This is a genomic window from Actinomadura rubrobrunea NBRC 15275 (assembly GCF_001552235.1).
Taxonomy (GTDB): Bacteria; Actinomycetota; Actinomycetes; order Streptosporangiales; family Streptosporangiaceae; genus Spirillospora; species Spirillospora viridilutea.
In genome coordinates, this window is the sequence record NZ_BCQU01000016.1 from 18,744 (window position 1) to 44,199 (window position 25,456).

Annotated in this window: 24 protein-coding genes; 11 read left to right on the forward strand and 13 right to left on the reverse strand. The window is 73.7% G+C overall.

From position 1 onward, the window contains the following. The first annotated feature begins 34 nt into the window (after positions 1 to 34). Together ispD and AR3_RS07085 are read left to right on the forward strand one after the other, a co-directional pair. Positions 35 to 790, forward strand: coding sequence for a 2-C-methyl-D-erythritol 4-phosphate cytidylyltransferase (ispD, locus tag AR3_RS07080; protein ID WP_067910316.1), 756 nt, complete (start codon positions 35 to 37; stop codon positions 788 to 790). Beyond that, positions 787 to 1,581: a glycerophosphodiester phosphodiesterase gene (locus tag AR3_RS07085; protein WP_067910320.1), complete on the forward strand. Its 795-nt coding sequence runs from the start codon at positions 787 to 789 to the stop codon at positions 1,579 to 1,581. Before ispD ends, AR3_RS07085 begins: the two co-directional genes overlap by 4 nt. An 8-nt stretch (positions 1,582 to 1,589) precedes the next feature. Here the strand turns inward: AR3_RS07085 and AR3_RS07090 are convergent, their stop codons facing one another. Both AR3_RS07090 and AR3_RS07095 read right to left on the reverse strand, forming a co-directional pair. Beyond that, a complete protein-coding gene (locus tag AR3_RS07090; RefSeq protein WP_067910323.1) occupies positions 1,590 to 2,513 on the reverse strand; it encodes a hypothetical protein in 924 nt (307 codons plus the stop codon). Positions 2,514 to 2,610: 97 nt separating this feature from the next. Next, entirely contained in the window at positions 2,611 to 3,756 is a 1,146-nt protein-coding gene (locus AR3_RS07095) for a glycosyltransferase family 2 protein (RefSeq protein WP_083951029.1), read from the reverse strand. 280 nt (positions 3,757 to 4,036) lie between these two features. On the opposite strand from AR3_RS07095, the gene AR3_RS07100 reads away from it, so the two are divergent. Beyond that, on the forward strand, positions 4,037 to 5,686 hold the full coding sequence (locus tag AR3_RS07100; protein ID WP_067910325.1) for an LCP family protein: 1,650 nt from the start codon (positions 4,037 to 4,039) through the stop codon (positions 5,684 to 5,686). 16 nt (positions 5,687 to 5,702) lie between these two features. Here the strand turns inward: AR3_RS07100 and AR3_RS07105 are convergent, their stop codons facing one another. Then, the gene (locus tag AR3_RS07105) at positions 5,703 to 6,476 is read right to left on the reverse strand and encodes a DUF6585 family protein (RefSeq protein ID WP_106258798.1); all 774 of its coding nucleotides are present in this window, start codon (positions 6,474 to 6,476) and stop codon (positions 5,703 to 5,705) included. 293 nt (positions 6,477 to 6,769) lie between these two features. Here AR3_RS07105 and AR3_RS07110 point away from each other — a divergent pair, with 293 nt between their 5' ends. Then, positions 6,770 to 7,717, forward strand: coding sequence for a DUF2637 domain-containing protein (locus AR3_RS07110; protein ID WP_067910333.1), 948 nt, complete (start codon positions 6,770 to 6,772; stop codon positions 7,715 to 7,717). 592 nt (positions 7,718 to 8,309) lie between these two features. Here the strand turns inward: AR3_RS07110 and ispF are convergent. Together ispF and AR3_RS07120 are read right to left on the reverse strand one after the other, a co-directional pair. Then, positions 8,310 to 8,780 carry a 2-C-methyl-D-erythritol 2,4-cyclodiphosphate synthase gene (gene ispF / locus AR3_RS07115; protein ID WP_067910336.1) on the reverse strand — a complete coding sequence of 157 codons (471 nt, stop codon included), beginning with the start codon at positions 8,778 to 8,780 and terminating at the stop codon, positions 8,310 to 8,312. Between the two features lie 17 nt (positions 8,781 to 8,797). Further along, complete coding sequence (locus AR3_RS07120; protein WP_067910339.1) at positions 8,798 to 9,280, reverse strand: CarD family transcriptional regulator; 483 nt, start codon at positions 9,278 to 9,280, stop codon at positions 8,798 to 8,800. A gap of 389 nt (positions 9,281 to 9,669) precedes the next feature. On the opposite strand from AR3_RS07120, the gene AR3_RS07125 reads away from it, so the two are divergent. Next, positions 9,670 to 10,476 carry a hypothetical protein gene (locus tag AR3_RS07125; RefSeq protein WP_067910342.1) on the forward strand — a complete coding sequence of 269 codons (807 nt, stop codon included), beginning with the start codon at positions 9,670 to 9,672 and terminating at the stop codon, positions 10,474 to 10,476. A 227-nt stretch (positions 10,477 to 10,703) separates the two neighbouring features. Beyond that, complete coding sequence (locus AR3_RS07130; protein WP_067910345.1) at positions 10,704 to 11,681, forward strand: hypothetical protein; 978 nt, start codon at positions 10,704 to 10,706, stop codon at positions 11,679 to 11,681. A 118-nt stretch (positions 11,682 to 11,799) separates the two neighbouring features. On the opposite strand, the gene AR3_RS07135 is transcribed toward AR3_RS07130, so the two are convergent. Then, on the reverse strand, positions 11,800 to 12,480 hold the full coding sequence (locus AR3_RS07135) for a winged helix-turn-helix domain-containing protein (protein WP_067910348.1): 681 nt from the start codon (positions 12,478 to 12,480) through the stop codon (positions 11,800 to 11,802). A 79-nt stretch (positions 12,481 to 12,559) separates the two neighbouring features. Next, positions 12,560 to 13,858: a sensor histidine kinase gene (locus AR3_RS07140; RefSeq protein ID WP_083951030.1), complete on the reverse strand. Its 1,299-nt coding sequence runs from the start codon at positions 13,856 to 13,858 to the stop codon at positions 12,560 to 12,562. A 198-nt stretch (positions 13,859 to 14,056) separates the two neighbouring features. On the opposite strand from AR3_RS07140, the gene phoU reads away from it, so the two are divergent. Then, entirely contained in the window at positions 14,057 to 14,716 is a 660-nt protein-coding gene (phoU, locus tag AR3_RS07145) for a phosphate signaling complex protein PhoU (protein ID WP_067910351.1), read from the forward strand. A gap of 86 nt (positions 14,717 to 14,802) precedes the next feature. On the opposite strand, the gene AR3_RS07150 is transcribed toward phoU, so the two are convergent. The 3 genes from AR3_RS07150 to mshA all read right to left on the reverse strand — a co-directional run bounded on the left by AR3_RS07150 (position 14,803) and on the right by mshA (position 17,479). After that, positions 14,803 to 15,546, reverse strand: a complete 744-nt coding sequence (locus AR3_RS07150) for a phosphoglyceromutase (RefSeq protein ID WP_067910356.1) — start codon at positions 15,544 to 15,546, stop codon at positions 14,803 to 14,805. Between the two features lie 36 nt (positions 15,547 to 15,582). Next, positions 15,583 to 16,092: a type III secretion system chaperone family protein gene (locus AR3_RS07155; protein WP_067910359.1), complete on the reverse strand. Its 510-nt coding sequence runs from the start codon at positions 16,090 to 16,092 to the stop codon at positions 15,583 to 15,585. 76 nt (positions 16,093 to 16,168) lie between these two features. Next, positions 16,169 to 17,479, reverse strand: a complete 1,311-nt coding sequence (gene mshA / locus AR3_RS07160) for a D-inositol-3-phosphate glycosyltransferase (RefSeq protein WP_067910362.1) — start codon at positions 17,477 to 17,479, stop codon at positions 16,169 to 16,171. A 135-nt stretch (positions 17,480 to 17,614) separates the two neighbouring features. Between mshA and AR3_RS07165 the strand changes: the two genes are divergently transcribed. After that, positions 17,615 to 18,373: an SDR family NAD(P)-dependent oxidoreductase gene (locus AR3_RS07165; protein ID WP_067910365.1), complete on the forward strand. Its 759-nt coding sequence runs from the start codon at positions 17,615 to 17,617 to the stop codon at positions 18,371 to 18,373. A 103-nt stretch (positions 18,374 to 18,476) separates the two neighbouring features. Here the strand turns inward: AR3_RS07165 and AR3_RS07170 are convergent, their stop codons facing one another. Then, on the reverse strand, positions 18,477 to 19,301 hold the full coding sequence (locus AR3_RS07170; protein ID WP_067910368.1) for a class I SAM-dependent methyltransferase: 825 nt from the start codon (positions 19,299 to 19,301) through the stop codon (positions 18,477 to 18,479). 130 nt (positions 19,302 to 19,431) lie between these two features. Between AR3_RS07170 and AR3_RS07175 the strand changes: the two genes are divergently transcribed. Then, entirely contained in the window at positions 19,432 to 21,192 is a 1,761-nt protein-coding gene (locus AR3_RS07175; protein WP_169803794.1) for an alkaline phosphatase D family protein, read from the forward strand. Positions 21,193 to 21,269: 77 nt separating this feature from the next. Next, on the forward strand, positions 21,270 to 22,967 hold the full coding sequence (locus AR3_RS07180) for an AMP-binding protein (protein WP_083951033.1): 1,698 nt from the start codon (positions 21,270 to 21,272) through the stop codon (positions 22,965 to 22,967). Here AR3_RS07180 and AR3_RS07185 read toward each other — a convergent pair. Beyond that, positions 22,954 to 23,466 carry an O-acetyl-ADP-ribose deacetylase gene (locus tag AR3_RS07185; RefSeq protein ID WP_067910374.1) on the reverse strand — a complete coding sequence of 171 codons (513 nt, stop codon included), beginning with the start codon at positions 23,464 to 23,466 and terminating at the stop codon, positions 22,954 to 22,956. The genes AR3_RS07180 and AR3_RS07185 overlap by 14 nt on opposite strands. Before the next feature lie 295 nt (positions 23,467 to 23,761). Between AR3_RS07185 and AR3_RS07190 the strand changes: the two genes are divergently transcribed. After that, a complete protein-coding gene (locus AR3_RS07190; RefSeq protein WP_067910377.1) occupies positions 23,762 to 24,595 on the forward strand; it encodes an NAD-dependent epimerase/dehydratase family protein in 834 nt (277 codons plus the stop codon). Between the two features lie 19 nt (positions 24,596 to 24,614). On the opposite strand, the gene AR3_RS07195 is transcribed toward AR3_RS07190, so the two are convergent. Beyond that, a complete protein-coding gene (locus tag AR3_RS07195) occupies positions 24,615 to 25,385 on the reverse strand; it encodes a dioxygenase family protein (protein WP_067910380.1) in 771 nt (256 codons plus the stop codon). Positions 25,386 to 25,456: the final 71 nt, after the last annotated feature.

The following is a 25,456-nucleotide window of genomic DNA, read 5'->3' on the forward strand; positions in this document are numbered from 1 at the left end:
AGCGTAGCGGCACGACCACGGACTGAGAGGTCACATGACAGGGGACACCGCGACACGGGCCGTCGCCGTGGTGCTCGCCGGCGGGGTCGGCGCCCGGCTGGGCGCCGGACGGCCCAAGCAGCTGCTGGAGGTCGGCGGGCGGCCGATCCTGGCCCACGCGATCGCGGCGTTCGACGGGCACCCGGACGTGGCGGAGGTGCTGGTGGTGATGGCGGCCGGGCACGTGCGCGAGGCCGCCGCGCTGGCCGCCCCGTTCCGCAAGGCGACCGGCGTGATCGAGGGCGGCGCCACGCGCACCGCGTCGACCGCCGCCGCGCTGGCCGCCCTGGCCGACCGCCCCGACGACACCCCGGTGCTCTTCCACGACGCGGCCCGCCCGTTCGTGGACCGCGCGGTGATCGACCGGACGCTGGCGGCCCTGGCCGACCACGACGCGGTCGCGGTCGGCGTGCCCTGCTCCGACACGGTCGTGGCGGTGCGCGACGGCCGGGTCGCCGACATGCCGCCGCGGTCGTCGCTGGTGCGCTTCCAGACGCCGCAGGGCTTCCGGCTCGGCACCATCCGCAAGGCCTACGAGCTGGCGCTGGCCGACCCGGACCTGGTCGCCACCGACGACTGCGGCGTGGTGCACCGCTACCTGCCCGACGTGCCGATCCGGGTGGTGGAGGGCAGCGAGCGCAACCTCAAGGTCACCCACCCGCTCGACCTCGTCCTGGCCGAGCACCTCGCCCAGCAGACCGCCCAGCAGACCGCCGAGCAGACCGCCGCCGACCCCTCGGAGAGCGCGTGATCTTCGACAACCCGCCCACCGTCATCGGCCACCGCGGTCTGGGCTCGGGGCGCGTCCCGCTGCCCGGATCGCCCGCTGCGGACGGGGACGGCCCGGTCCCCCGCACGGTCGCCGAGAACACCTTGGAGTCGCTGCTGGCCGCCCTCGACGCGGGCGCGGCCTGGATCGAGATCGACGTGACGCGCACCGCCGACGACGAGCTGGTGCTGCGGCACGACCCCACCGGCCCCGACGGCGCGTTCCTCGTCGACACGGCGGCGGCCCAGTGCGGCCTGCCGCTGCTGACCGAGGTGTTCGACGCGCTGCCGCCGGACGTGCCGGTGGACGTGGACGTCAAGACGATCCTGGAGGACGCGGTCGACCCGCCGTCCCGCCGCACCGGCGCGCTGCTGGTGCCGGTGCTGCGCCGGGAGGCGCGCCGCCGTCCCCTGCTGGTGACCTCGTTCGACCCGTCGCTGCTGCTGTACCTGCGGGAGAACCTGCCGGAGCTGCCGCTGGGTCTGCTGACCTGGCTGCGCTTCCCGCTGTGGCACGCGGTCCCCGCGGCCGCCGGGCTGGGGGTGCAGGCGGTGGGCCTGCACACGGGGTCGTGCGGCTTCGAGCATCCCGACACGCGGCTGCGTCCCCTGGAGCACAACGTGGACGTCGCGCACAAGGCGGGTCTCGAAGTGCTGGCGTGGTGCCCGACGGCCGAGACCGCCCCCGTCTACGCGGAGGCGGGGGTGGACGCGATGGTCGTCAACGACGTCCCCGGGGTCGTCGCCGCGCTGAACGCCCGCAAGGCCTCCTAAGAGGTCTCTTAAGCGGGCGGCGACGGGCGGTCACCGCCACCGCCGCCGTACATGCGCGTCCAGTCGCCCGGTTCGTCGGTGTCGCCGCCGCCCGAGCCAGAGCGGGGCGACGGCTTGTCGTCCTGCTCGGAGGCGGGAGAGGCGGGGGCGTCTGGGCGCGCGCCGCCCTCCTCGGTCCTTTTCTCCTGCCCTTTCTCCTGACCCTCGGGCTGCCCGGACGGGCCTTGTGGCGGCGCGGCGGCACCAGGCTGCTGCTGCCCGTATTGCGGCTGCCCATACGAAGGCTGGGGTTGCCCGTATGGAGGCTGGGGCTGACCGTACTGCGGCTGCCATGCGGGCTGTTGCTGCCCCCACTGGCCGGGCCGACCGCCGTGAGGCGAGGGCTGGCCGCCGTAAGGGGCCGGCTGGGCGCCGTAGGGCACGGGCTGCCCCGGCATCGCGCCTCCGAGTGCGTGCGGCTGCGCCGCAGGTCCGGCCGCCGCGGTCGGGGCGCTCCGCCAGCGCGAGGGGAAGGCCGAGCCGGCCAGCAGCACGACGCCCATGAACAGCGGGAAGCCGAGGCTGGCGAACTGCATGAAAGTGATCTCGAACTCCACGCCCAGGAAGGGCAGGTCCCTGAGGTGGGCGGCGATGCTCGGGGAGCCCAGCCAGATCAGCCCCAACAGCGTGAACACCACGCCGGGGATCAGCGACGCCGTCGGCGGCACCCGGTTGGCCAGGAGCACCGCCACGCCCACGGCGAGCAGCAGGAACAACACCCCGCCCAGCAGTCCGGACCCGCCCGGGAGTCCGCCGCCCCGATAGTAGATCGGGATGAAGTACCGCAAATGCGTCATCAACCGTTCACCGCCGAAGACCAGCAGGACCAGCATCAGCGGTGTGGCGACGATTCCGATCAGGGCGCCGATTGCGTGACGGGCGCCGCCGGTCATGGGCCACCTCCCTCGGCGGTGGGCCGAGCGCCCACGCGAGCGATCACCAACCTAGCCGTGCGGAGGCGGCCCTGACCAGCGGAATCCGGGCGGCTTTCTACGACTTGGCCGGGCTCGGCTGTCCGAGGCCGGGCGGGCTGGTCAGGAAACCGACCCCCCAGCAGATGTGCATGGTGGCGAGCACCAGCGGCAGCCGCACCCAGGCCGACGGCGGCAGGCCGCGCCCTTCGACGATCGAACCGACCAGGATGCCCGCGGCGTACGCGCCCGGCACCAGCCAGCCCGGCCAGAAGCCGAGCGCCCCGGCGATCGCGCCCGCCGTCATCGCCAGCACCGCCATCGGCGGCGCCAGGTAGCGCAGGTTCAGCGTGCCCTGGTGCTCGCGGCCGACCACGCGGCGCCAGCGCCCGGTGTGGTAGTACTGCTTGGCCAGCGCGCGCAGGTTCGGCCGCGGCCGGTAGGTGACGCGCATGCGCGGCGTGAAGTAGATCCGGCCGCCGGTCTGCCGGATGCGGTGGTTCATCTCCCAGTCCTGGGCCCGCACGAACGTCTCGTCGTACCCGCCGACCCGCTCCAGCGCGCTGCGCCGGAACGTGCCGAGGTAGACGGTCTCCACGTCGCCGGGCTCCCCGCCGGTGTGGAACCGGGCGTTGCCCACGCCGATCTTGGACGTCATGGCCCGGGCCACCGCCTTCTCGAACGGGGTGACGCCCTCGGCCGCCATGATCCCGCCCACGTTGTCGGCGCCGGTCTCCTCCATGGTCTCCACCGCCACCCGCACGTAGTCGGGCGGCAGCAGCGAATGCCCGTCCACGCGGACGATGATGGAGTACTGCGACGCCTTGATGGCGATGTTGAGGCCCTGCGGGGTGCGGCCCGTGGGGTTGGGCACCACCACGACGCGCGGGTCCTCGGCGGCGAGCCGCTGCGCGATCTCCTCCGTGCGGTCCCGGGACGGTCCGACGGCCAGCACCAGCTCCAGCTCGCCGGGGTAGTCCTGGGACAGGATGCGCTGGACGGCTTCGGCCAGATGCCGCTCTTCGTTGAGCACCGGCATGATCACCGATACCGCGGGCCAGGTGCGGTCGGACGCCGCGGACGACGCCGCCGCTCCGGGGCGCGGGTCCGCGCCGGGATGGCCGGAGCCGCCGGAACCGCCGTCGGCGCCATGGCCGGCGTCCGGCTCGATCGCGTGCACGGTGTGCTGCTCGTCGGTGCTGTGCGCGTGGGGAGACGATTTCATGCTGGGCTCGTGGGCCGAGCCCCGGCCGTCGGCCGGGGAGAGCCCCCCTTCCTCTCTTGCTCGCTCGTTCATAACGCAGCTCACGACACCCTTGGGCGAGTGCGGCCGCCGGGGAGGAGGTCAAGACGGCGCCACGTTACTCCAAGGACACGAACCTCAGGTAGCGAACGGACACGTGTTCGCCACTTTAAAGTGGGGAGTGTTCGCGGCACCTGCGGCACGACGAGCGACCAGGCGCCGGTGAGGCTTCAGGAGGCGGCGGCAGGATGGCAGAGCCGAGATGAGGGACGGGCACGACAGCGATCCGCTCGAACGGTATTTCCGGCCGCGGCCCTCGGACGACCCGTCCGGCGGCGCGGCGGACCCCGACGACGAGGAGATCGAAGGCGTCACCGTCGAGGGCCTGCCCGCTCCCCGCGTGACGGTGGAGACGCCGCGCGGTCCCCGCCGCCCCGGCCCGGCGCTGAGCCCGCGCGCGGCCGTCAGCGCCCGGCGGCAGCGCCGCTTCCTGATGGTGACCGGGACGATGTCCGCGTTCGTGCTGCTCACCTCGGGCGGCGCGTGGGCGTTCCAGAACTACGTCAGCGACGCCATCGACCGGGTGCGGGTCGGCGGGCTCGACAAGGGCGGCCCCAAGGGCGCCTTGACCGTGCTGGTGGCGGGCGTCGACCGGCGCGAGGGCCTCACCCGGGCGCAGCAGAAGGCGGCGCGGCTGGGCCGCGAGCCCGGCGAGCGCTCCGACACGATGATGCTGGTGCACATGTCGCGCGACCACGACCGCATCACCGTGGTGAACCTGCCGCGCGACTCGTACGTGACGATCCCCGCGCACCGCTCCAACGGCTCGGAGGGCGCCAAGGGCGCCTTCGTCCCGTCCCGGCCCGGCAAGCTGACCTGGGCGTACCAGTTCGGCGGGCCGGACCTGACCGTCGAGACGGTCAAGCGGTCCACCGGCGTGTCCATCGACCACTACGTCGAGGTGAACTTCTACGGGTTCGTCCGCATGGTGGACGCGCTCGGCGGCGTGGACGTGTGCACCGAGAAGCCCATCAACGACCCCAAGAGCGGTCTGGTGCTGCCGGCCGGCAAGTCGCACCTGGACGGGCTGAAGGCGCTCAGCTACGCCCGCGCCCGCTACACCCTGACCGACGGCAGCGACCTCGGCCGCATCGACCGGCAGCAGCGGTTCATGGCGTCGATGGTGAAGCAGGCGCTCAGCAGCCGCACGTTGAGCGACCCGGTCAAGTCGACGCGCTTTCTGAACGCGGCGCTCAAGTCGCTGCGGGTGGACGAGGACCTGGCCGAGAACCTGCCCAAGCTCGCCGACCAGATGAAGGACCTGTCCACCGACAACGTCACCTTCGCCAAGGTGCCGCTGGCCGACCCGGACCACAACGCGATCCTGTGGAACTCGCCGCAGCCGCAGTCGACCGTGCTGTGGGACCAGCGCCGCACCCGCGAGCTGTTCCAGCGCATCAACCGCGACCAGCCGCTGTCCACCCCGTCGGCCGCGCCGTCGACCGCGACGCCCAGCGTCACGCCGAGCGACGGGCCGACCGTCCCGCCCGGCGACATCCCGCTGCGCGTGCACAACGCGATCGGCACGCCCGGGCTGGCCACCAAGGCGGGCGGCGAGCTGCGGCGCGTCGGGTTCCCGGTGACGGTCGTCCCGGGCGTGGCGCGGCGCGGGCTGCAGACCACGCAGATCCAGTACGGCCCGGACGCCGCGGACGCGGCCAAGACCGTGGCCGCCGCCATCCCCGGCGCCAAGCTGCGCAAGGTGCCCGGGCTGGGCTCGCGCGTCCAGATCATGGTGGGCGCCGACTGGGACGGCGTCGAACGCGTGAAGATCTCCTCTCCGTCGCCGAGCGCGTCTCCCGACAAGCCCGAGATCGAGGTCGACACGGCGACGCAGAAGCTCTGCAAGTGACCCCGTCCGGCCCGGTTCAGTGGACGCGGTCGCCCTCGTCGCGGTAGCGGGCCTGGAGGCGGCGGCACACCTCGACGAACGCCACCGCGTTCGGCACGCGCGCCGCCAGCGCGGTCAGCTGCACGACGCCGTCGGCGGCGCGCGCGTACACCACGCCGTCGTCGATGCCCGCCTCGTCGAGGGCCTGCCAGGCCAGCGTGTCGCCGTCCTTTTCGATCCCGTCCGGGCCGAGCACGAACGGTCCGAGCCGCACGCGCTCCCGTGACTCCACGGCGGCCATGAGGCGGGGCACGGCGCGCGCGGTCACCTCCGCCGACACGATCTCGCCGAGCACGCCCGCGTCCGGTGTGCCGTCGCCGAGGACGAGGTCGCGTTCCCCGGCCACCGTGACCGTCACCCGCCACCGGGTGCGCGCCCCCGGCGCCGCCCGCACCCCGGACACGGTCACGGCGGTCACCTCGTCCCAGCGGTGGATCCCCAGGGCCTTCCCGTCGTCCACCGCGAGCCCGTGGACGAACAGGTAGACGGCTCCGGGGACGCCGGTGCGGCCCAGGAGCCCGGCGTGCGCGCGGAAGGTCGAGACGGCGCCGCCCAGGCAGACGACGGCCGACGACGCGGCCAGCGCCCCCGGCCACGGCCGCCCGCTCGCGAACCCCGCGACGGCCAGCGCGGCGAACGCGACGACGCCCAGCGCCAGGAGGGCCGGCCGCACCAGCGCGCGACGCCGGGCGCCGCGGGTGTCGAACGCGCGGATCGGTTCGCCGAGCCGCCGCTGGGCCGCCTGCTCCATGACGGACGAGGGGAAGGGCACAAATCCCGCCTACCCCGCCATGTCGGAAACGATTCGCCGTACGGAGCCGTCCCACGCGGCCAGTGGTGGCCGCGAACCTGCGGCGCGCGCGGCGACTCTTTTAAACGGATGCCCCCATATCGCTGAGGTACGTGTCGCCCATAACGGCCCTCCCCGCGTGTGACACACCCAGTTCGCGCTGATGGTCGCGAAGATAGAAGGCGACCGGCTCCTGCCGGACCGGTCTGTACGTGTACCCCGGAACGCCCGAGACGCCCCCGAGACGAGCCCACATGCCCACTGATCACCCCGGCCCGCCGGACGCCCCCCGCGGCGCGGCGCCGCGAAGGCTGCTCGCCGCGACCGCCGGCCTGGCCGTCGCCGCGCTCGCCGCGTGCGCCTTCGTCCTCACCTACGACGTGCTGCGCGACCTCGCCGTCGCCGGGCGCGTGCCGCGCCGCTGGGCGTGGGCGTACCCGGTCATGACCGACGTGCTGGTGGTCGTGGTCATCCTGTCCCTGGTCGTCGCGCGGCACGCGCGCTGGTGGTCGCGGCTGGTCCGGTGGGCGCTGCTGGCGGCCCTGCTGGCGGGCATGGCCGCGGTCGGCGTGCAGCGCGCCGTGTGGGGCCTGGCGTCGCTGCCGGACGACCAGCTGCGCGCGGGCGTCGCCGTCGCACCCCACGTCATGCTGATCGTGGGCGTGTGGCTGTGGCTCACCATGGTCCGCCGCCTCCGCACCGCCGAGCACCGTCCCAAGGTCGCCGGCACAGGCGCTCCCGCCCCCGAACCCGAACCCGCTCCCGAACCCGCTCCCGCAGTCGTTCCGGCTCCCGCCCTGCCCGAGCCCGCAGCGCCCGCCGACGACGAGCCTCCTGCGACCGAGCCGCTCGAGTCTGTGCCCGCAGAACCCGCGCTCGTGCCTCGGGACGAACCCGCGACGGCGCCCGTTGAGGACGAGCCCGTCCGCGGCCGCGACGAGTCGGGGACGAAGACGACGCGTCCGGACATCCCGCTGCCCGTGGACGAGGACACCGAGCTCGTTCCCGTCGACCGCGCCGAAGACCCCGACGCCGGAGACGAGCCCCTCATCCCCGCGCACACGCCCGCGCCCGCCGGGGACGCCGGGCCGGACGACGACGCGGACCGCGCCGACGACATGCCCATCTGGGACTGGAACCCGCCGTCCGGCTCGCTCCGCAGCTCCCCCACCCCGCCCGGCGACAGCGAACGGAACGACTGAGGCGATCGAGCATCACACCGCCCCGCTCAGCCGGGCCCGATTGGTGCTCGAGCACCCGGACATGTTCGGCGCCGTGGGGCGTCATTCGCTTCCTTGTGGTGCGCCTCGTCGCTCCACGCCCGCCGCCGACGGCCCGGGGGGCGCCCCACCGCCATCGGCTTGAGCCGGGTCGGGCGCGAGCAGTACCAGGATGCAGGGCACCTTGCCGTGCCAGGGGTGACCGTGCCGACGTCTCCCCGCCGCGGCACGCCCCACGGCACATGGAGCCCGCCCTCTCGGGGCACAGGGCGGCTCATGCCTGCGGCGTGAACGGGTCAGCCGACGGCAATCCTGGACGTGCGGACCTCATCGGCGCCGGGCCGATCCTGTCGGCGGTCACCTGCGAGGCGCGCTCGTCGTCTACGACGCCTGCCGGCGACGGCCCGGGGGCGGCTGGCCGTCTTCGGCGTTATTGATTGGCTGCGAGCGTGACGGGACGCGCAGGCGACTTGCTCACGCGGGCGCGTTGCTGCACACGACGGCTGCCGTCGGCGCTCGGCGCCGACGGCGGCGTCCGCGTCGGCCTCGGCGTCGGGGCGGGCCCGGGCCGACGTCAGGGCTGAGGGAGGACGAGGGCGGTGGCGATGGCGGCCAGGCCTTCGCCGCGGCCGGTGAGCCCGAGGCCGTCGGTGGTGGTGGCCGACAGGCTGACCGGGGCGCCGCCGAGCGCCTCGGAGAGGGTCTTCTCGGCCTCGGCGCGGCGGCGGCCGACCTTGGGGCGGTTGCCGATCACCTGGACGGCGACGTTGCCGATCGCGTAGCCGGCCTCGTCGACGCGGCGCGCCACCTCGCGCAGCAGGTCCACGCCGGACGCGCCGGACCAGCGGGGGTCGTCGGTGCCGAACACGGCGCCGAGGTCCCCCAGGGCGCAGGCCGACAGCAGCGCGTCGCACGCGGCGTGCGCGGCCACGTCGCCGTCGGAGTGACCGGCGAGGCCCGGCCCCTCGCCGGGCCATTCCAGCCCGGCGAGCCGCATCGGCCGATCCGTTGAAGCGAACGGGTGGACGTCGGTTCCGACGCCCACCCGTGGAATCTTCGCGGTCAGCTGGCCAGCACCTCGTCCAGCAGGGCTTCAGCCTTGTCCTCGTTGGTCTTTTCGGCCAGCGCCAGTTCGCTGACCAGGATCTGCCGAGCCTTGGCCAGCATGCGCTTCTCACCGGCCGACAGACCGCGCTCCTTGTCGCGGCGCCAGAGATCGCGGACGACCTCCGCGACCTTGTTGACGTCGCCGGAGGCGAGCTTCTCGAGGTTCGCCTTGTAACGCCGCGACCAGTTGGTCGGCTCTTCGGTGTAAGGTGCCCGCAGGACTTCGAACACCTTCTCCAGGCCTTCCTGGCCCACGACGTCGCGAACGCCGACCTCCTCGACGTTCTCCACTGGAACCTGCACTGTCAGGTCGCCCTTGTCGACCTTCAAGACCAGATAGGTCTTTTCCTCACCCTTGATGGTGCGAGTCTCGATGGCCTCGATCCGAGCAGCCCCATGGTGGGGGTAGACGACGGTGTCGCCGACCTGGAAAGTCATGTGACAAGTACCCCTTCCGCTAGAACAAGGGTAGCACGGACCCGTCGGTGGCCGCACCGACCTTAAGGACAAATGCGCAGGTCAAGCCCTTAATTGGGGTCTTGACAAAGACCGTGAAAGGTGCATGACGGGGTCCATACCCCGAGCGAAACACAGAAGCGGCCTCCCCGCGACCGAGTCCGCGCACCCGACCAGCGCTTCGGAGAGCGCCGGGCGCGGACGGCGCCGGGCGCCCTCTGACGTCTCGACCCGGGCGGCTCATACTGGGAGGTGAGCATGCCGGGCTGCGCGGGTACGAAGCGCCCGACACGGAAGAAATGGGGCACCAGGGCGGGCGCTCCGCACGGGCGTGCGTCCGGGACGCGGCGACCGAGGATGTGAGGTGCGGCGTGAGGCCAGACGGCGACCCCGAGCCCGACGACTACGGACTGCCCCCCGTCGACGTCGTGGTGCCCGACGACGCCCGCGAACTCGACCGCGACGTCATCGCCTACCGGCGCGAGGAGCGCCAGCGGCGGCGCCGCGAGCGGATGCGGCGGCTGGCCCGGCCCTTCACCCGCTACGGCCCGGCGATCCCGATCATCGCGCTGGCGCTGCTGATCGCCCTGGTGAGCGGGGTGCTCATGACGGCGTTCGGTCCTCGTCCGGCGCCGCGCCCCAGCATCCCCATGCTGGCGCCGCACCCGACGGCGTCCCCGGGCCGGATCGGCGGGTTCCTTCCGGACGCCCGGGTGTCCCTGATCGGCCGTGAGCGCGTCTCCGTCCCGCTGCGGGACCTGCGCCCCGGGGTGATCGCCGTGGTGCCGCCGAACTGCGGCTGCGAGCGGCTGGTGGCCGAGCTGGCGGCCCGCACCCAGGAGTTCGAGCTGCGCTTCTGGCTCGTCACCGACCGCCGCGGCGACAAGACCGATCCCGAGGAGGCGATCCGGCGGCTGCGCGCGCTGGCCGGGGCCGCCCACCACGGCACGGCGCTGCTGGTGGACGATCCGGACAACGTCCTGGCGGACACCTACGCGCCGCCCGTGCCGTCCACGAGTCCGGGCGCGAGCCCCACGGCGAGCCCCCACGGGACGCAGGCCGCGCCGCGCGCCGTGCCCACCGCCATCCTCGTCGCGCCGGACGGCGTGGTCACCGACGTGCTGCACGAGCCGCGGCCCGGTCCGGAGCTGACCGAGAAGATCAAGTCCCTGGCCTAGCCGGCGCCGCGGCGGACGCGCGGCGACCTGGCGTTCACGTGGCCGATCCGCGCGGAATGCACCCCCAGAACGCAGTCACCTGCGAGACCTCGCTACGCTTCCCCTGGCACTGCCGCGCCGCCCGTACCCCCGGGGGTGCGGGGCCGTCCCCTGCGCGCAACACCGCCACGTCTTCCAGACGCCCTTTCGCGAGGAGTAACGACGCCGTGATCCGAGACAGCCGTCGAATGGTCGCACTCGCCATCGCGGGTGCCGTCGCCATCGCGCCGGTGCTTTCCGGCTGCGGCGCAGGCAGGGAGCCCCAGACCGCCGCGCCCACCCAGCTGACCGAAGGCGTCAACGCCTCGGTGCCCAAGGGGGCGGCGTCCCCGCAGGTCGACATCCGCAACATGTTCCTGCTGGGCCCCCGGCCCAACATGCAGTTCGACCCGGGCAGCTCGGTGCCGCTGTACGCCACGATCATCAACCAGGTCCGGGGCCGGGAGGACAGCCTGATCGAGGTCTCCTCCCCGGCGTTCGCGCAGGCGCGCATCGCGGGCGACGCCGTCGTGCTGCCCGCCGCGCAGGAGGACGGCACGACCACGGCCGTGACGCTGAGCGGCGCGCAGGAGGGCTCCCCCGCCCGCCCGACCGGCACCGCCGAGCCGGGGTCGTCCGGCGAGCGCAAGGAGGGCGGCGAGGCGAGTCCGAGCGCGAGCCCGACGACGACGAAGGAGGGCGACGCCGCGTCGCCGACGGCCACGCCCCGCGCCACCGTGACCCCGCAGGGCGAGAAGTCGCCCTCGCCGACGCCGTCCGCCGGTCAGCAGACGGGCGCCGCGCAGACCACCGCGCCCGGCGCGGCCGACGCGACGCCCGCGCCGGGCGGTCGCGGCCCCCTCGTGGTGCTGACCGGTCTGAACCGGCGGCTGATCGGCGGCGAGGTGCTGCAGGTGACGCTGCGGTTCAAGCACGCGGGCAGCATCCGCCTCAACGTGCCGGTCGTGGCGCAGCAGGGCGAGTTCAGCACCTACGCCCCGGTGTCGGGCGGCTCCCCGGCTCCCGGCGCCACCGCCACCCCGACCGCGGGCGAGGGCGCCGGCGCCACTCCGACCGCGGGCGAGCACGCCGACGCCGCCCCGAGCGGCGAGGCGACGCCCGCCGGCGCCGAGCGGGAGACCTCCACGAAGGCTCCGGAGAGCCCGGCGGCGGACGGCGGCCACTGATCGCCGCCCGGCCCTGAGAAGACGTCTCCGGGGCGCACGGAACGCGCGACGGCCCGTACGGTGATCACCGTACGGGCCGTTCCCGTCGTGTCGGCGGACGCCCGAGCGATCGCGGGGATCAGGGCTCGAACTTGTAGCCGAGACCGCGGACGGTGACGATGTGGCGGGGCTGCGACGGCGTCTCCTCGATCTTGGCGCGCAGCCGCTTGATGTGGACGTCCAAGGTCTTGGTGTCGCCCACGTAGTCGGCGCCCCACACGCGGTCGATGAGCTGCATGCGGGTCAGCACCCGGCCCGCGTTGCGCAGCAGCACCTCCAGCAGCTCGAACTCCTTGAGCGGCAGCTGGACCGGCGCCCCGTTGACGGTGACGACGTGGCGTTCCACGTCCATGCGCACCGGCCCGGCCTCCAGCACCGCGGGAGCCGTGTCCTCGACGTCGCCCTGGCGGCGCAGCACCGCCCGCATGCGGGCGATCAGCTCCCGGGTGGAGAACGGCTTGGTCACGTAGTCGTCGGCGCCCAGCTCCAGCCCCACGACCTTGTCGACCTCGCTGTCCTTGGCGGTCAGCATGATCACGGGGACGTTGGACTTGGCGCGCAGCTCGCGGCAGACCTCGGTGCCGGGCAGTCCGGGCAGCATCAGGTCGAGCAGCACCAGGTCGGCGCCGTTGCGTTCGAAGAGGTCCAGCGCGTCGGGGCCGGTGGCCGCCACGGCGACCTCGAAGCCCTCCTTGCGCAGGTTGTAGGAGAGTGCGTCGCTGAACGACTCCTCGTCTTCCACGACGAGCACGCGGGTCACGGTGTTGCCTCCCGGGCGTTGTCTTGGGCGGGTCCGTGGGCGGGCGGGCGGTCCGGTACGGCGGAGAGGGCGGTCGCCGTCACGTCCATGCCGGGCCCTCCGGGTTCGGTGGGGTCGGGTACACGATGGAGCCGTCGTCGGCGGGCGTCGGCCGGCGCGCGCTCACGCGGGGGCCGCCCCGGAGCGGGCCGCCGTGGACGCCGCCGCCCGCGCCGGCGCCGCCCTGCGCGGCGGGCGCCCCGTCCAGCAGCGGCAGCCGGATGGTGAAGGTCGACCCGGAGCCCTCCTTGCTCCAGACGGTCACCTCGCCGCCGTGCTTGGTGGTGACGTGCTTGACGATGGCCAGCCCGAGGCCGGTGCCGCCGGTCTGGCGGGAGCGGGCCGGGTCGACCCGGTAGAACCGCTCGAAGATCCGTTCCAGGTCGCTCTCGGGGATGCCGATGCCCTGGTCGGTGACGGTGATCTCCACGTGCCGCCGGTCGTCGCAGCGGCGGGTGGCCACCGCGACGCGGGTGTTGTCGGGGCTGTAGACGATGGCGTTGTCGATGAGGTTGCGCAGCGCGGTGACCAGCAGCTCCTCGTCGCCGCGCACGGTGAGGCCGCGCTCTCCGCCGCCGGTCAGCTCGATGTTCCTGGCGCCGGCCTTGATCTGGCTGCGGTCCATCGCCTCGGCGATCACCTTGTCCAGGGAGACCGGGCGCAGTTCGGGCAGCGGCTCGTCGCCCTGGATGCGCGACAGCGTCATCAGGTCGTGGACGAGGTTGGTCAGCCGCACCGACTCCTGCTGCATGCGCCCGGCGAAGCGGCGCACGGCCTCGGGGTCGTCGGCGGCGCTCTCCACCGTCTCGGCCAGCAGCGACAGCGCGCCGACCGGCGTCTTGAGCTCGTGGCTGACGTTGGCGACGAAGTCGCGCCGGATCGCCTCGACGCGGCGCATCTCGGTCAGGTCCTCGGCGAGCACCAGCACCAGGCCCTGCGAGCCGAGCGGGGCCACCCGCACGGCGAACCAGCGGCCGTCGCCGCGGCCGCGTCCCCGGGACGGGCCGATCTGGATCTCGGTCTCGCGGATCTCGCCGTCGCGGCGCACCAGGCGGGCCATCGCCAGGACCTCGTCGACCATGAGGCGGTCTCCGCTGACCAGGCCGAACGCCCGAGCGGCCGAGCTGGCCCGCACCACGCGGTCCTCGGCGTCCACGACCACGGCCGAGGAGCGCAGGACGCTGAGGACCGAGGCCGCGCCCGGCGGCAGCGCGCTCTGCGGGGCCGCCGGCGGGGGAACGTGCTGGGCCCGTTCGCTCACGCGCACCGCCAATCCCGTCGCGAGCCCGATCGCCAGGCCCGCGAGCGCGGCCAGACCAGCGACAATCTCCACCTCCACACTCCGGATCGTAAGTGTCATTGACGCCTGTCAGACAGTGCGGGGGTACCCGACGCGGCGGCGTTCTCCCAATGTTCACCTGGGCATTCGGGAACGTTCATGCCCGTGGGCCAGGCTGCTTGCGTGGGCGGATCCGTTCTCGGCCGCCCGCTTTCCCGTCCCCGCCGTGATCACGCCTGAAACGCGAGGAACTGCCCAGTGCGCGACCTCTACCACGAGGAGCTCGACGGCCTTTCGGACAAGCTGGTGGAGATGACCCGGCTGGTCCGTTCCGCGATGGCCCGCGCGGTGACCGCCCTGCTGGACGCCGATCTGCGGCTGGCGGAGGAGGTCATCGGCGCCGACGAGCAGGTCAACAAGATCGACGCGGAGATCGAGGAGACGGTGTTCGACCTGATGGCCCGGCAGCAGCCGGTGGCCGGGGACCTGCGCACGCTGATCACCGCGCTGCGGATGAGCGGGGACCTGGAGCGGATGGGCGACCTGGCGGTGCACATCGCCAAGACGGCGCGGCGCCGCCACCCCGAGTCCGCGGTGCCGCCGGAGCTGCAGGCCACCGTGCTGGAGATGGGCCAGATCGCCGAACGCATGATCGCCAAGACCGGCAGCGTGATCGCGGCGCGGGACGTGCGGATGGGCCTGGAGCTGGACGAGGACGACAACGCCATGGACCGGCTCCACCGCAGGCTGTTCGACGTGCTGCTGTCGCCCAAGTGGACGCACGGCGTCGAGCCCGCCGTGGACATCACCCTGGCGGGCCGGTACTTCGAGCGCTTCGCCGACCACGCCGTGCACGTGGCCGAGAACGTCGTCTACATGGTGACCGGTCAGCGGGCCGAAGAGATCGTCGACGTCTGACGGACGTCACCCGGGGGTGTGCGGCCCTCTTCCCGCCCGGGCGGGGAGAGGGCCTTCTCCTGTCGGGCCCGCCGCCGGGCGGGCGGTCACTTGCCCTGGTTCTTGACGGCCTCGATGGCGGCCTTGGCCGCCTCCGGGTCGAGGTACTCGCCGCCGCGCTTGAGCGGGGCGAAGTCGTCGTCGAGCTCGTACACCAGCGGGATGCCGGTCGGGATGTTGAGCCCGACGATGTCCTCGTCGGAGATGTTGTCCAGGTGCTTGACCAGGGCGCGCAGCGAGTTGCCGTGCGCGGCGACCAGGACGGTGCGGCCCGCGGCCAGGTCCGGGACGATCGCGTCGTACCAGTACGGCAGCAGCCGGTCCACCACGTCGGCCAGGCACTCGGTGCGCGGGATCAGCTCGGACGGCAGGTGCGCGTAGCGCAGGTCGTTCACCTGCGACAGCGGGTCGTCGTCCTTGATCGGCGGCGGCGGGGTGTCGTAGGAGCGTCGCCAGATCATGAACTGCTTCTCGCCGTACTTCTCGCGCGTCTGCGCCTTGTTCTTGCCCTGCAGGGCGCCGTAGTGCCGCTCGTTGAGCCGCCAGGACCGGCGCACCGGGATCCACAGCAGGTCGGCCACGTCCAGCGCGATGTTGGCGGTGCGGATCGCCCGCTTGAGCAGCGAGGTGTGCACGACGTCAGGGGTGATGTCGGCGTCGAGCAGCAGGTCGCCGCCCTTGGTGGCCTCGCTCTCGCCCTTGGCGGACAGGTCGACGTCCACCCAGCCGGTGAACAGCCCCTCCGCGTTCCAGACGCTTTCGCCGTGCCGCAGCAGTACCAGGGTCGCCATGGCACCGAAGCTTATCCACCCCGTGTGAACGGGGCGTCAGCTCGGGTCGCGGTTCGCCGGGTCGGCGAAGGAGGCGAAGGCGCGCAGGTTGGCCAGGCTCTCGCCGCGCTTGACCCGCCAGTCCCACTCGCGCTGGATGGAGGTCTTGAAGCCGAGCTCCAGCGCCTTGTCGAAGTTGTCGTCGGAGTAGGTCAGCACGCAGCCGAGCAGCCGGTCGATCTCCTCGGGGGTGACCGAGCCCAGCGGGACGCGGCCCACCAGGTAGACGTCGCCGATCTGGTCCAGGGCGAAGCTCACCCCGTACATGCGGCCGTTGCGCTCCAGCAGGAAGCGGTAGAACTCGGCGTGGTTCTCGTCGGGGCGGCGGCAGAAGAACGCCTCGACGTGCAGGCTGTGGTCGCCCACGATGAGCCACGTCATGGTGGCGAGCTTGTGCCGGCCGGGCAGCTTGACGAAGAACGCGCCCTCGCGCGGCACCTCGTACTCGAGCTCCGCCGCCCGCAGCGTCTCCTCGATCACCGAAACCGGATCGGAACCGCCGGTCATGCTCTGCCTCCCACTCGCCTGCGCGGCCCCGTCCCGGCGCCGCCTCGCTCCTCGCTCCCGCGTCGCCGCGGCTCCCTCACACCGTCACCCCGGCGGGGACCCGGGACGTGGAGAACGTGGACAGTGCACCGGTATACACCTCCAGCAGGCGGTCCACGGTGGCGTCCCAGCCGAAGCGCTGGGCGTGCCGGACGGCGCCGCGGGCCAGGCGGGCGTGCAGGCGGGGCTCGTCGTACAGGCGGCGCAGGACGGCGGCGTAGTCGGCGGGGTCGTGCCCGGAGACGAGGACGCCGGACTCCCCGTCCCGCACGGCCGTGCACAGCCCGCCGACGGCGGCGGCGACCACGGGCGTGCCGCACGCCTGCGACTCGACCGCCACCAGGCCGAACGACTCGTTGTGCGAGGGGACGACGGTGACGTCCGCGGCCCGGTACCAGTCGGCCAGCTCCGGTTGCGGGCGGGGCGGCTCGAAGCGCACCACGTCGGTGAGCCCCAGCTCGGCGGCCAGGGCGTGCAGGCCTTCGGGGCGGCACCGGGCGCTGCCGCTGGGCCCGCCGACCACCGCGACGACCAGCCGGCCGCGCAGCCGCGGATCGTCCTCGAGCATCCGCGCGGCGGCGCGCAGCAGCACGTCCGGCGCCTTGAGCGGCTGGATCCGGCCGACGAACAGCAGCACGTACGCGTCGCGCGGCAGTCCGAGGCGGCGCCGGGCCGCCGCGCTGCGATGCGGCGGCAGGCCGCGGGTCAGCGCGGCGCCGGGCCGGAACACCGACAGGTCCACGCCGGGCGTCACGACCTCGACGCGGGACGGCGACGCGCCGTACAGGCCGGTGAGCTCCCTGGCCTCCTTGGCGGTGTTGGCGACGAGCCGGTCGGCGGTCTGCACGACCTGCTCCTCGCCGAGGACGCGTTCGCGCGGCTCGGGCGTGTCGCCGTCGGCCAGCGCGGCGTTCTTGACCTTGGCCATGGTGTGCATCGAGTGCACCAGCGGCACGCCCCACCGGCGTTTGGCGGCCCAGCCGGCCTGCCCGGACAGCCAGTAGTGGGTGTGCAGGAGGTCGTAGTGGCCGGGATCGTGGTCGGCCTCGGCGCGCAGCACCTCGCTGGTGAAGCCGCACAGGTAGCGGGGCAGCTCGGTCTTCTCCAGCTCTTCGAACGGCCCGGCGACGACGTTGCGCACGAGCACGCCGGGGGCCAGTTCGACGACGGGCGGGAGGGCGCGGGAGGTGGCGCGGGTGAAGACGTCGACCTCGACGCCGCGGGCCGCGAGCCGTTTGGCGACCTCCACGACGTAGACGTTCATGCCGCCCGCGTCTCCGGTCCCGGGCTGGTCGAGCGGGGACGTGTGAACACAGATCGTCGCAACCCGGTTGATTCGACGCGGCACCGGACACCACCTCCGGTAGTGCAACCTAATCACCGCTTCCGGTGTTCCCGCCGCCCGCCCCGCGGCGGCGCCCCCGTGCGTGATCGGTCTCACTCCACGATGACGCGCCGGGGACGCGCCTGGAAAGCTGGGGGCATGCGCAAGACGGCGGTAGTGACCGGAGCAAGCAGCGGTATCGGGGCGGCCACGGCCAGGCGGCTGGCCGCCGAAGGGTTCCACGTGGTGCTCGCGGCCCGGCGGCGCGACCGGCTGGACGCCCTGGCCAAGGAGATCGCCGAGAACGTGCCGGGCGCCGGGCGGGCGGCCGCGGTCACCCTGGACGTGACCTCGCAGGAGTCGGTGGACGCCCTGGCCGCGGCGGTCGACGAGTGCCACGTGCTGGTCAACAACGCCGGAGGCGCGATCGGGCTGGAGCCGGTGGCCGAGGCCGACCCCGCCGACTGGGCCCGCATGTACGACGTCAACGTGCTGGGGCTGCTGCGGGTCACCAAGGCGCTGCTGCCCAAGCTGATCGCCAGCGGCGACGGGCACGTGGTGAACATCACCTCGCTGGCCGCGCACCAGCCGTACGAGGGCGGCGCCGGCTACAACGCCGCCAAGTCCGCCGCGTACGCCGTCAACGAGGTCATGCGGCTGGAGCTGGTGGCCGAGCCGGTGCGGGTGACGGAGATCGCGCCGGGCCTGGTGAAGACGGAGGAGTTCTCCCTGGTGCGCTTCCGCGGCGACGCGGAGCGGGCGAAGCAGCCGTACGAGGGCGTGCCGGAGCCCTTGGTCGCCGAGGACGTGGCCGACTGTGTGGCCTGGGTGGTGACCCGCCCGTCGCACGTCAACATCGACCGCATCGACGTCCAGCCCCGCGTCCAGGCCACCGCCCACAAGGTGCACCGCGTCTGACGCCTCGGCGCACGCCCCGCCCCCCGGTCGTCCGCGCACGCGGGTGGACGCACGCCGGCGCCGCGCGCAAGGCCGACGTCGGCGCGCGGATCGCCGCGCGGCGTCAGGCGGCGGGGGCGACGGTGTGCCAGGGGAGGGTGACCTCGCCGAGGCGCCAGCGCGCCCGGCCGCCGTAGGGCGGGCTGGTGAGGACGGGGTGGGTGCGGGCGAGGAGGCGGACGGCCTCGATCCACCGGACGCGGGGGCCGAACACCGAGTACGGCGCGGCCGTCGCCCAGCAGCGGTCGAAGTCGGTGAGCAGCGCGTGCACGCGCTCCCCGGGCACGTTGCGGTGGATCAGGGTCTTGGGGAGGCGTTCGGCGAGGTCGGAGGGGCGTTCCAGCGACGGCACGTGGGCGGCGAAGGTGATCGTGCGGGGGCGGCCCTCGCGCAGGGCCACCCAGACGGCGCGGCGGCCGATCTCGTCGCAGGTGCCCTCGACCAGCACGCCGCCGGGGGCCAGGCGCGCGCCCAGCTCGTCCCACGCCCGCCAGGCCGCGGCCTCGTCGTACTGCCGCAGCACGTTGAAGGCGCGGACGAGCACGGGCGGCCGGTCGACGGGCAGTTCGAAGCCGCCGTGCAGGAAGGACAGGCCGTCGTAGCGGCCGGGCGCGGCCTCGAGGAAGGCCAGCCCGGCGGCGACGCGGGCCGGTTCGATCTCGATGCCGGTGACGTCCACATGCGGGGAGACCCGCCGGAGGCGCGTGTAGAGCTCGACCGTCGTGACGGGGGACGCGCCGTACCCGAGGTCGACGACGAGAGGACGCGCGCCGGTGCGCAGCGGGCCGGTCTGGGTGGCGGCGATCCAGCGGTCCACGCGGCGGAGCCGGTTGGGGGCGGTGGTGCCCCGGGTGACCTCGCCCCGGGGCTTGGTCGTGCGGGGGGTCACCCAGTGATTGTGCCGTGTCGGTTGCCGGTTCCGGCCACGCCGCCTGGCCGAGGGTTGTTGATTACCGGGTGCTCGTCCGTCACCGTCAGGGTTGCGTCGATCAAGGTCCTCGATCCCCGCGGAGGTCGCCGTGACTCGGGTGTCCCGCCGTTCGTTCCTCGGTCTGTCGTTCGCCGCGGCCGTGACGTGGTCGGTGGGCGAGGCGGTGCCCGCCGAGGCCGGCGGCCCCGACGCGGTGGCGCGGCTGTTCCAGATCCGCGGCGGGCGGCGGGCCGAGGAGGTGTTCCCGCAGAGCGTGGCGTCGGGCGACCCGGCGCCGGACGGGGCGGTGCTGTGGACGCGGGTCGCGCCGGACGTGGCGCGGGCGACGCCGACCGTGGCGTACGAGATCGCGGCCGACCCGGCGTTCGCGAGCCCGCTGGTGCGGGGCGTGGCCACGGCGGAGGAGAGCCGCGACTTCACGGTCAAGGTGCGGGTCGCCGCCCAGGCGCTGAAACCGTGGCGGACGTACCACTACCGGTTCATCGTCGGCGGCACCGCGAGCCGGACGGGCCGATTCCGCACGCTGCCCGCGCCCGGCGCGTCCCTGAGCGGCCTGCGCTTCGGCTACATCTCGTGCCAGGACTACACCAACGGCTACTACACGGCGCTGCGGCACCTGGCCGAGGAGGACGTCGACTTCATCGTCCACCTCGGCGACTACATCTACGAGACCACGGGCGATCCCAGCTTCCAGAACGCCCAGGTGCGCACCATCGAGCTGCCCAGCGGCCGCACCCGCGCCGAGACCCTGGACGACTACCGCGCGCTCTACAAGGTGTACCGGTCGGACCCCGACCTGCAGCGCCTGCACGAGCGCTTCACGATGATCCAGATCTGGGACGACCACGAGTTCGCCAACGACTGCTACGGGGCGTACGACACCGACACCGAGGACGAGCAGGCCAACTACGCCCCGGACCGGAAGCTGGCGGCGGTGCGGGCGTGGTCGGAGTACTCCACGGCGGGCGCCCGGTTCGACCCGTCCGGCGGCCCGCTGGACGCCCTCACGATCTACCGGACGCTGCGGTTCGGCGACCTGATGGACCTGGTGCTGACGGACGAGCGCACCTACCGCAGCGGGCCGCCGTGCGGCCTGCGCGAGTTCTTCGACCGCTACCTGACGCCGGGCTGCGCCGAGCGGCTGGACCCGTCGCGCACGATGCTCGGCGCCCGGCAGCGCGACTGGTTCATCGACCAGGTCACCTCGTCCACCGCCACCTGGAAGGTGTGGGGCAACCAGGTGATGTGCATGCAGCTCAAGCTGCTCGACCTGTACATCGGGCGGCTGTTCCCGCAGGTCAAGGCGCGCTACCAGGGCCGCTCGGCGCTCGGCGGGCGCCTGGAGGTGTTCCTGAACATGGACCAGTGGGACGGGTTCCCGGTCGAGCGCGAGCGGATCCTGTCGGCGTTCCGGGACGTGGCGAACTTCGTCACCATCACCGGTGACCTGCACTCGTTCGGCGCCGGGTACCTGCGGCCGGACTTCGACGACCCGGCGCAGCCGCCGGTCGGGGTCAGCCTGCTGGGCGGCTCGGTCACCTCGTCCAACCTGACGGAGATGGCGACGTTCGGGCAGGGCGGGTGGCTGGTGCCGCCGGAGGCGGACCTGACGTGGGCGCTGCGCGGCAGCAACCCGCACCTGGAGTACTTCAACTCGGCGGCGCACGGCTACGTGGTCATGGACGTCACCCCGTCGGGGATCACGGCCACGATGAAGGCGGTGCGGTCGATCCGCTCGGCGGAGACGCCGGAGCTGCTGACGCTGCGCACCTTCCGGATCGGCGAGGGTACGACGCGGTTGGAGACCGTCGACCGGGGCGCGCGGGCGGCGAGCGGCGCGGGCCGCTGAGCGCCCCCGCTCCGCCGAACCGAATTCGGTAAGTATTCGGTTACGGTACTCCGTGAGCGCGACGCGAAGGAGTGCCGATGCCGCAGCTGGACCTTGCGACCCTCCACGAGGCCATCGCCGCCGCGGTGCCCGACCGGGAGTGCGTGGTGTGGCGGGGCGGGAGGCGGACCTGGGCCGAGGTGGCCGAGCGGACCCGCCGCCTGGCGCACGTCCTGCACGCCCACGGCCTCGGCGTCCACGGGACGGCGACCCGGCCGTGGGAGTCGCCGCACGACCATCTGGCGCTCTACCTGCACAACGGGCCCGCGTACCTGGAGGGGCTGCTGGCCGCGCACAAGGCCCGCGTGGCGCCGTTCAACGTCAACTACCGGTACGTCGACGACGAGCTGGCGCAGCTGTTCGGCGACGCCCGGCCGCGCGCCGTCATGTACCACGCGTGCTTCGCCGACGTCATCGCGCGCGTGCTCGAACGGATCGAACGCCCCGCGCTGCTCATCCAGGTGCCCGACGCGTCCGGCGAACGCCTGCTGCCCGGCGCGCTCGACTACGAGACGGCGCTGGCCGAGGCGCCCGCCGGCCCGCTCGAAGGCGTCCGCCCCGACCCCGGCGACCTGCACATCCTCTACACCGGCGGGACGACCGGGCTGCCCAAGGGCGTGCTGTGGCGGATCGGCGACCTGATGACCGGCCCGCTCGGCCTGGCCCGCCGCGACGGCACGCCCATCACCGACCTGGACGAGGCCGTGGAGCGGGCGACGCGCTCCCGCGACCGGGTGCTGGTCGGGCCGCCGCTCATGCACGGCGGCGGGACGTGGACGGCGCTGGGCGCCTGGATCGCCGGCGGCTGCGTGGTGTTCCCCGGCCGGGTCGACGGGCTGGACGCCGCCGACCTGGTGGCCACCGCGGCGCGCGAGCGCGTCACCCGGATGCCGGTGGTCGGCGACGCGTTCGCCCGCCCCATCCTGGAGGAGCTGGAGCGCGGCGGCGTCGACCTGCCCGAGCTGCGCACGCTGCTGAACTCGGCCGCCGCGATCAGCCCCGACGTCGCGCGGCGGCTGCAGGAGCGGCTGCCGCACGTGCGGATCGTGGACGTGCTCGGCTCGTCCGAGTCCGGCTTCCAGGTCACCCGGCGGGGCGCGTCGGACGGCCCGTTCGTCCCGCGGCCGGACGCGCGGGTGCTGAGCGCCGACCGCACCCGCCGCCTGTCCCCCGGCGAGGACGAGCTGGGCTGGCTGGCCAAGACCGGCGCGCTCCCGCTCGGCTACCTCAACGACCCGGAGCGCACCGCGGCGACCTTCCGCGTCGTGGAGGGCGAACGCGTCGTCATCCCCGGCGACCGGGCCCGCCTGCTGGCCGACGGCCGGGTCGAGGTGCACGGACGCGAGGCCACCACCATCAACACCGGCGGGGAGAAGGTGTTCGCCGAGGAGGTGGAGGGGGTGCTGCGCACCCTGCCGGGCGTGCGGGACGCGCTGGTCGTCGGGCGGCCCAGCGAACGGTGGGGCACCGAGATCGTCGCCGTCCTGCGGGTGGACGGCGACGGCCCGGACGACGCCGAGCTGCGCGCCGGATGCGCCGGCCGCCTGGCCCGGTACAAGATCCCCAAGGCGTTCGTGCGCACCCGGCGCGGCCTGCGCCTGCCCAACGGCAAGGCCGACTACGCCGCCGCCCGCGCCCTGGTCGCCGACGCCGGCGGAACCGGCGACGGGACGGGCGGCGAGACGGGCGACGAGACGGGCGGCGACGCGGCACGGCCCGCGCTCAGGCGCCGTTGAGGGCCTTCTCGAACGCCGCGTAGACGTCCGGGGTGAAGAGCACGAAGCGCACGTCCTCCACCACGGTGGTCGTGTTCCGGACGGCCCCGACCGCGACGCGCGCCGCGTCCTCCACCGGCCAGCCGTAGATCCCGGCCGACACCGCCGGGAAGGCGATCGAGCGCACGCCCAGCCGGTCGGCGACGCGCAGCGACTCCCGGTAGCAGGACGCCAGCAGATGCGAGCGGTCCTCGGCGGCCGAGTAGACGGGCCCCACCGTGTGGATCACCCAGCGGGCGGGCAGCCGCCCGGCCGTCGTCGCCACCGCCCGCCCGGTCGGCAGGCCGCCGGCGTACTCGGCGGAGCGCAGCCTGCGGCATTCCTCGAGGATCTCCGGGCCGCCTTTGCGGTGGATGGCCCCGTCGACCCCTCCCCCGCCGAGCAGCGACGAGTTGGCCGCGTTCACCACGGCGTCCACCTGCTGTTCGGTGATGTCTCCGTGCACCAGCGTGATCCGCATCGGCCGTCACCTCCCCGCCCACCCTCTCATTCCCTTTCCGGCGGCGCCTCCTCCCGTGTCGACGCGCCCGCTTCCCGGAACGGCCGATACCTGGAAAGCTGGGATCGATCCGCGTGCCGTGCACGCGGCCGCTCTGACATACGACGCATCATCGACGTGGGAGAGCCACCGAACCGACGGCCGGGCGGACACGGGGGCCACCGGTCCGACCGGCGAGGACGGGACGTCGGACGATGCCGCACTATCCTGCCGTGGTGACGACCACAACGGCGTGACTGTCGTGGAGGTACCCCCCTTGAAGATCTTTGTCGCCGGCGCCACCGGGGCCATCGGTCGCCGGCTGGTGCCGTTGCTCGTGCAGGCGGGCCACGAGGTCGTCGGGACCACCCGGAAACCGGAGCGCGCCCGGACCCTCGCCGACCAGCACGCCACCCCCGTGGTCGTCGACGTCTACGACGCCGACGCGCTGCGCGAGGCCGTGCGGGACGCCCGGCCGGACGTGGTCATCCACCAGCTCACCGACCTGGCCGACGAGGACTTCGACGCCAACTCCCGGCTGCGCATGGAGGGCACCCGCAACCTGGTGGACGCGGCGCTGGCCGCGGACGTGGAGGTGATGATCGCGCAGAGCATCGCCTGGCTGTACGTGCCGGGGACGCGTCCGGCCGTGGAGACCGACCCGCTGGACCCGTCCGCGCGGCCGTACGAGGGCGTCGCCGCGCTGGAGCGGGAGGTCGCGCGCATGCCGCGCGGCGTGGTGCTGCGCTACGGCGCGTTCTACGGTCCGGGCACCTGGTACGCGCCGGACGGCGCGATCGCCGAGCGGGTGCGGGCGGGCAGCCTGAGGCTGACCCCGGCGTGGACCTCGTTCGTGCACGTCGACGACGCCGCCTCGGCCACGCTGGCGGCGCTGGACTGGCCCGCGGGCCCGGTGAACATCGTCGACGACGAGCCCGCCACGACGGCCGAGTGGCTGCCGGTCTACAGCGCGGCGCTGGGCGCCCCGACGCCGGGGACGGCGCGGCACGCCGCCGCGACCGGCCGTCCGGTGTCCAACGCCAAGGCCAAGGAGCTCGGGTGGAAGCCGAGCATCGCCAGCTGGCGGGACGGCTTCGCCGACATGGGGTGACCGCCCCCGGGCCCGGCGCTCAGCCGAACTGGAAGGAGCGCTTGGCCATCCCGTACCAGTAGCCGTCGATGACCGAGCGCCCGCGCGCGCCGTCCGCGGCGTCGGCGTCGGCGCCGAGCGCCACGAACAGGGGCGCGAAGTGCTCGGTGCGGGGGTGGGCCAGGTGCGCGGCGGGCGCCTTGGCCTGGAAGTCGAGCAGGGCGTCGATGTCCCCGGCGGCGACCGACCGCTCGGCCCAGTCGTCGAACTCGGCGCTGAAGGCGGGCGGCGCGGCGTCGGGCTCGGGGCTCATCGCGCGCAGGTTGTGGGTGGTGAAGCCGCTGCCGACGATCAGCACCCCCTGGTCGCGCAGCGGGGCCAGCCTGCGGCCGATCTCGAACAGCCGCGCGGGCTCCAGGGTGGGCAGGGACATCTGCAGCACGGGGATGTCTGCGTCCGGGTACATCTCCTTCAGCGGCACGTAGGCGCCGTGGTCGAGCCCCCGTTCCGGATCGTGGTGCACTCCGGGCAGCAGACGGCGCACGTCGTCGGCGAGGTCGGGCGCGCCCGGCGCGGCGTAGGTCACCTCGTAGTAGCGGCGGGGGAAGCCCCAGAAGTCGTACACCAGCGGCACCGTCCGGGTGGCGCCGATCGTGAGCGGGGCCTCCTCCCAGTGGGCGGACACCATGAGGACGGCGCGGGGCCGCGGCAGGTCGGCGGCCCAGCGGGCGAGCTGGGCGCTCCACACCGCGTCGTCGGCCAGCGGCGGGGCGCCGTGACTGAGGTAGAGCACGGGCATCCGGGCGGTCATGGTCTCCCCTTCCGGCGATGCCCTCGTCGTTCACACTGTGATGGGCCTTGGCGCGAGCATAGGCGCGATTA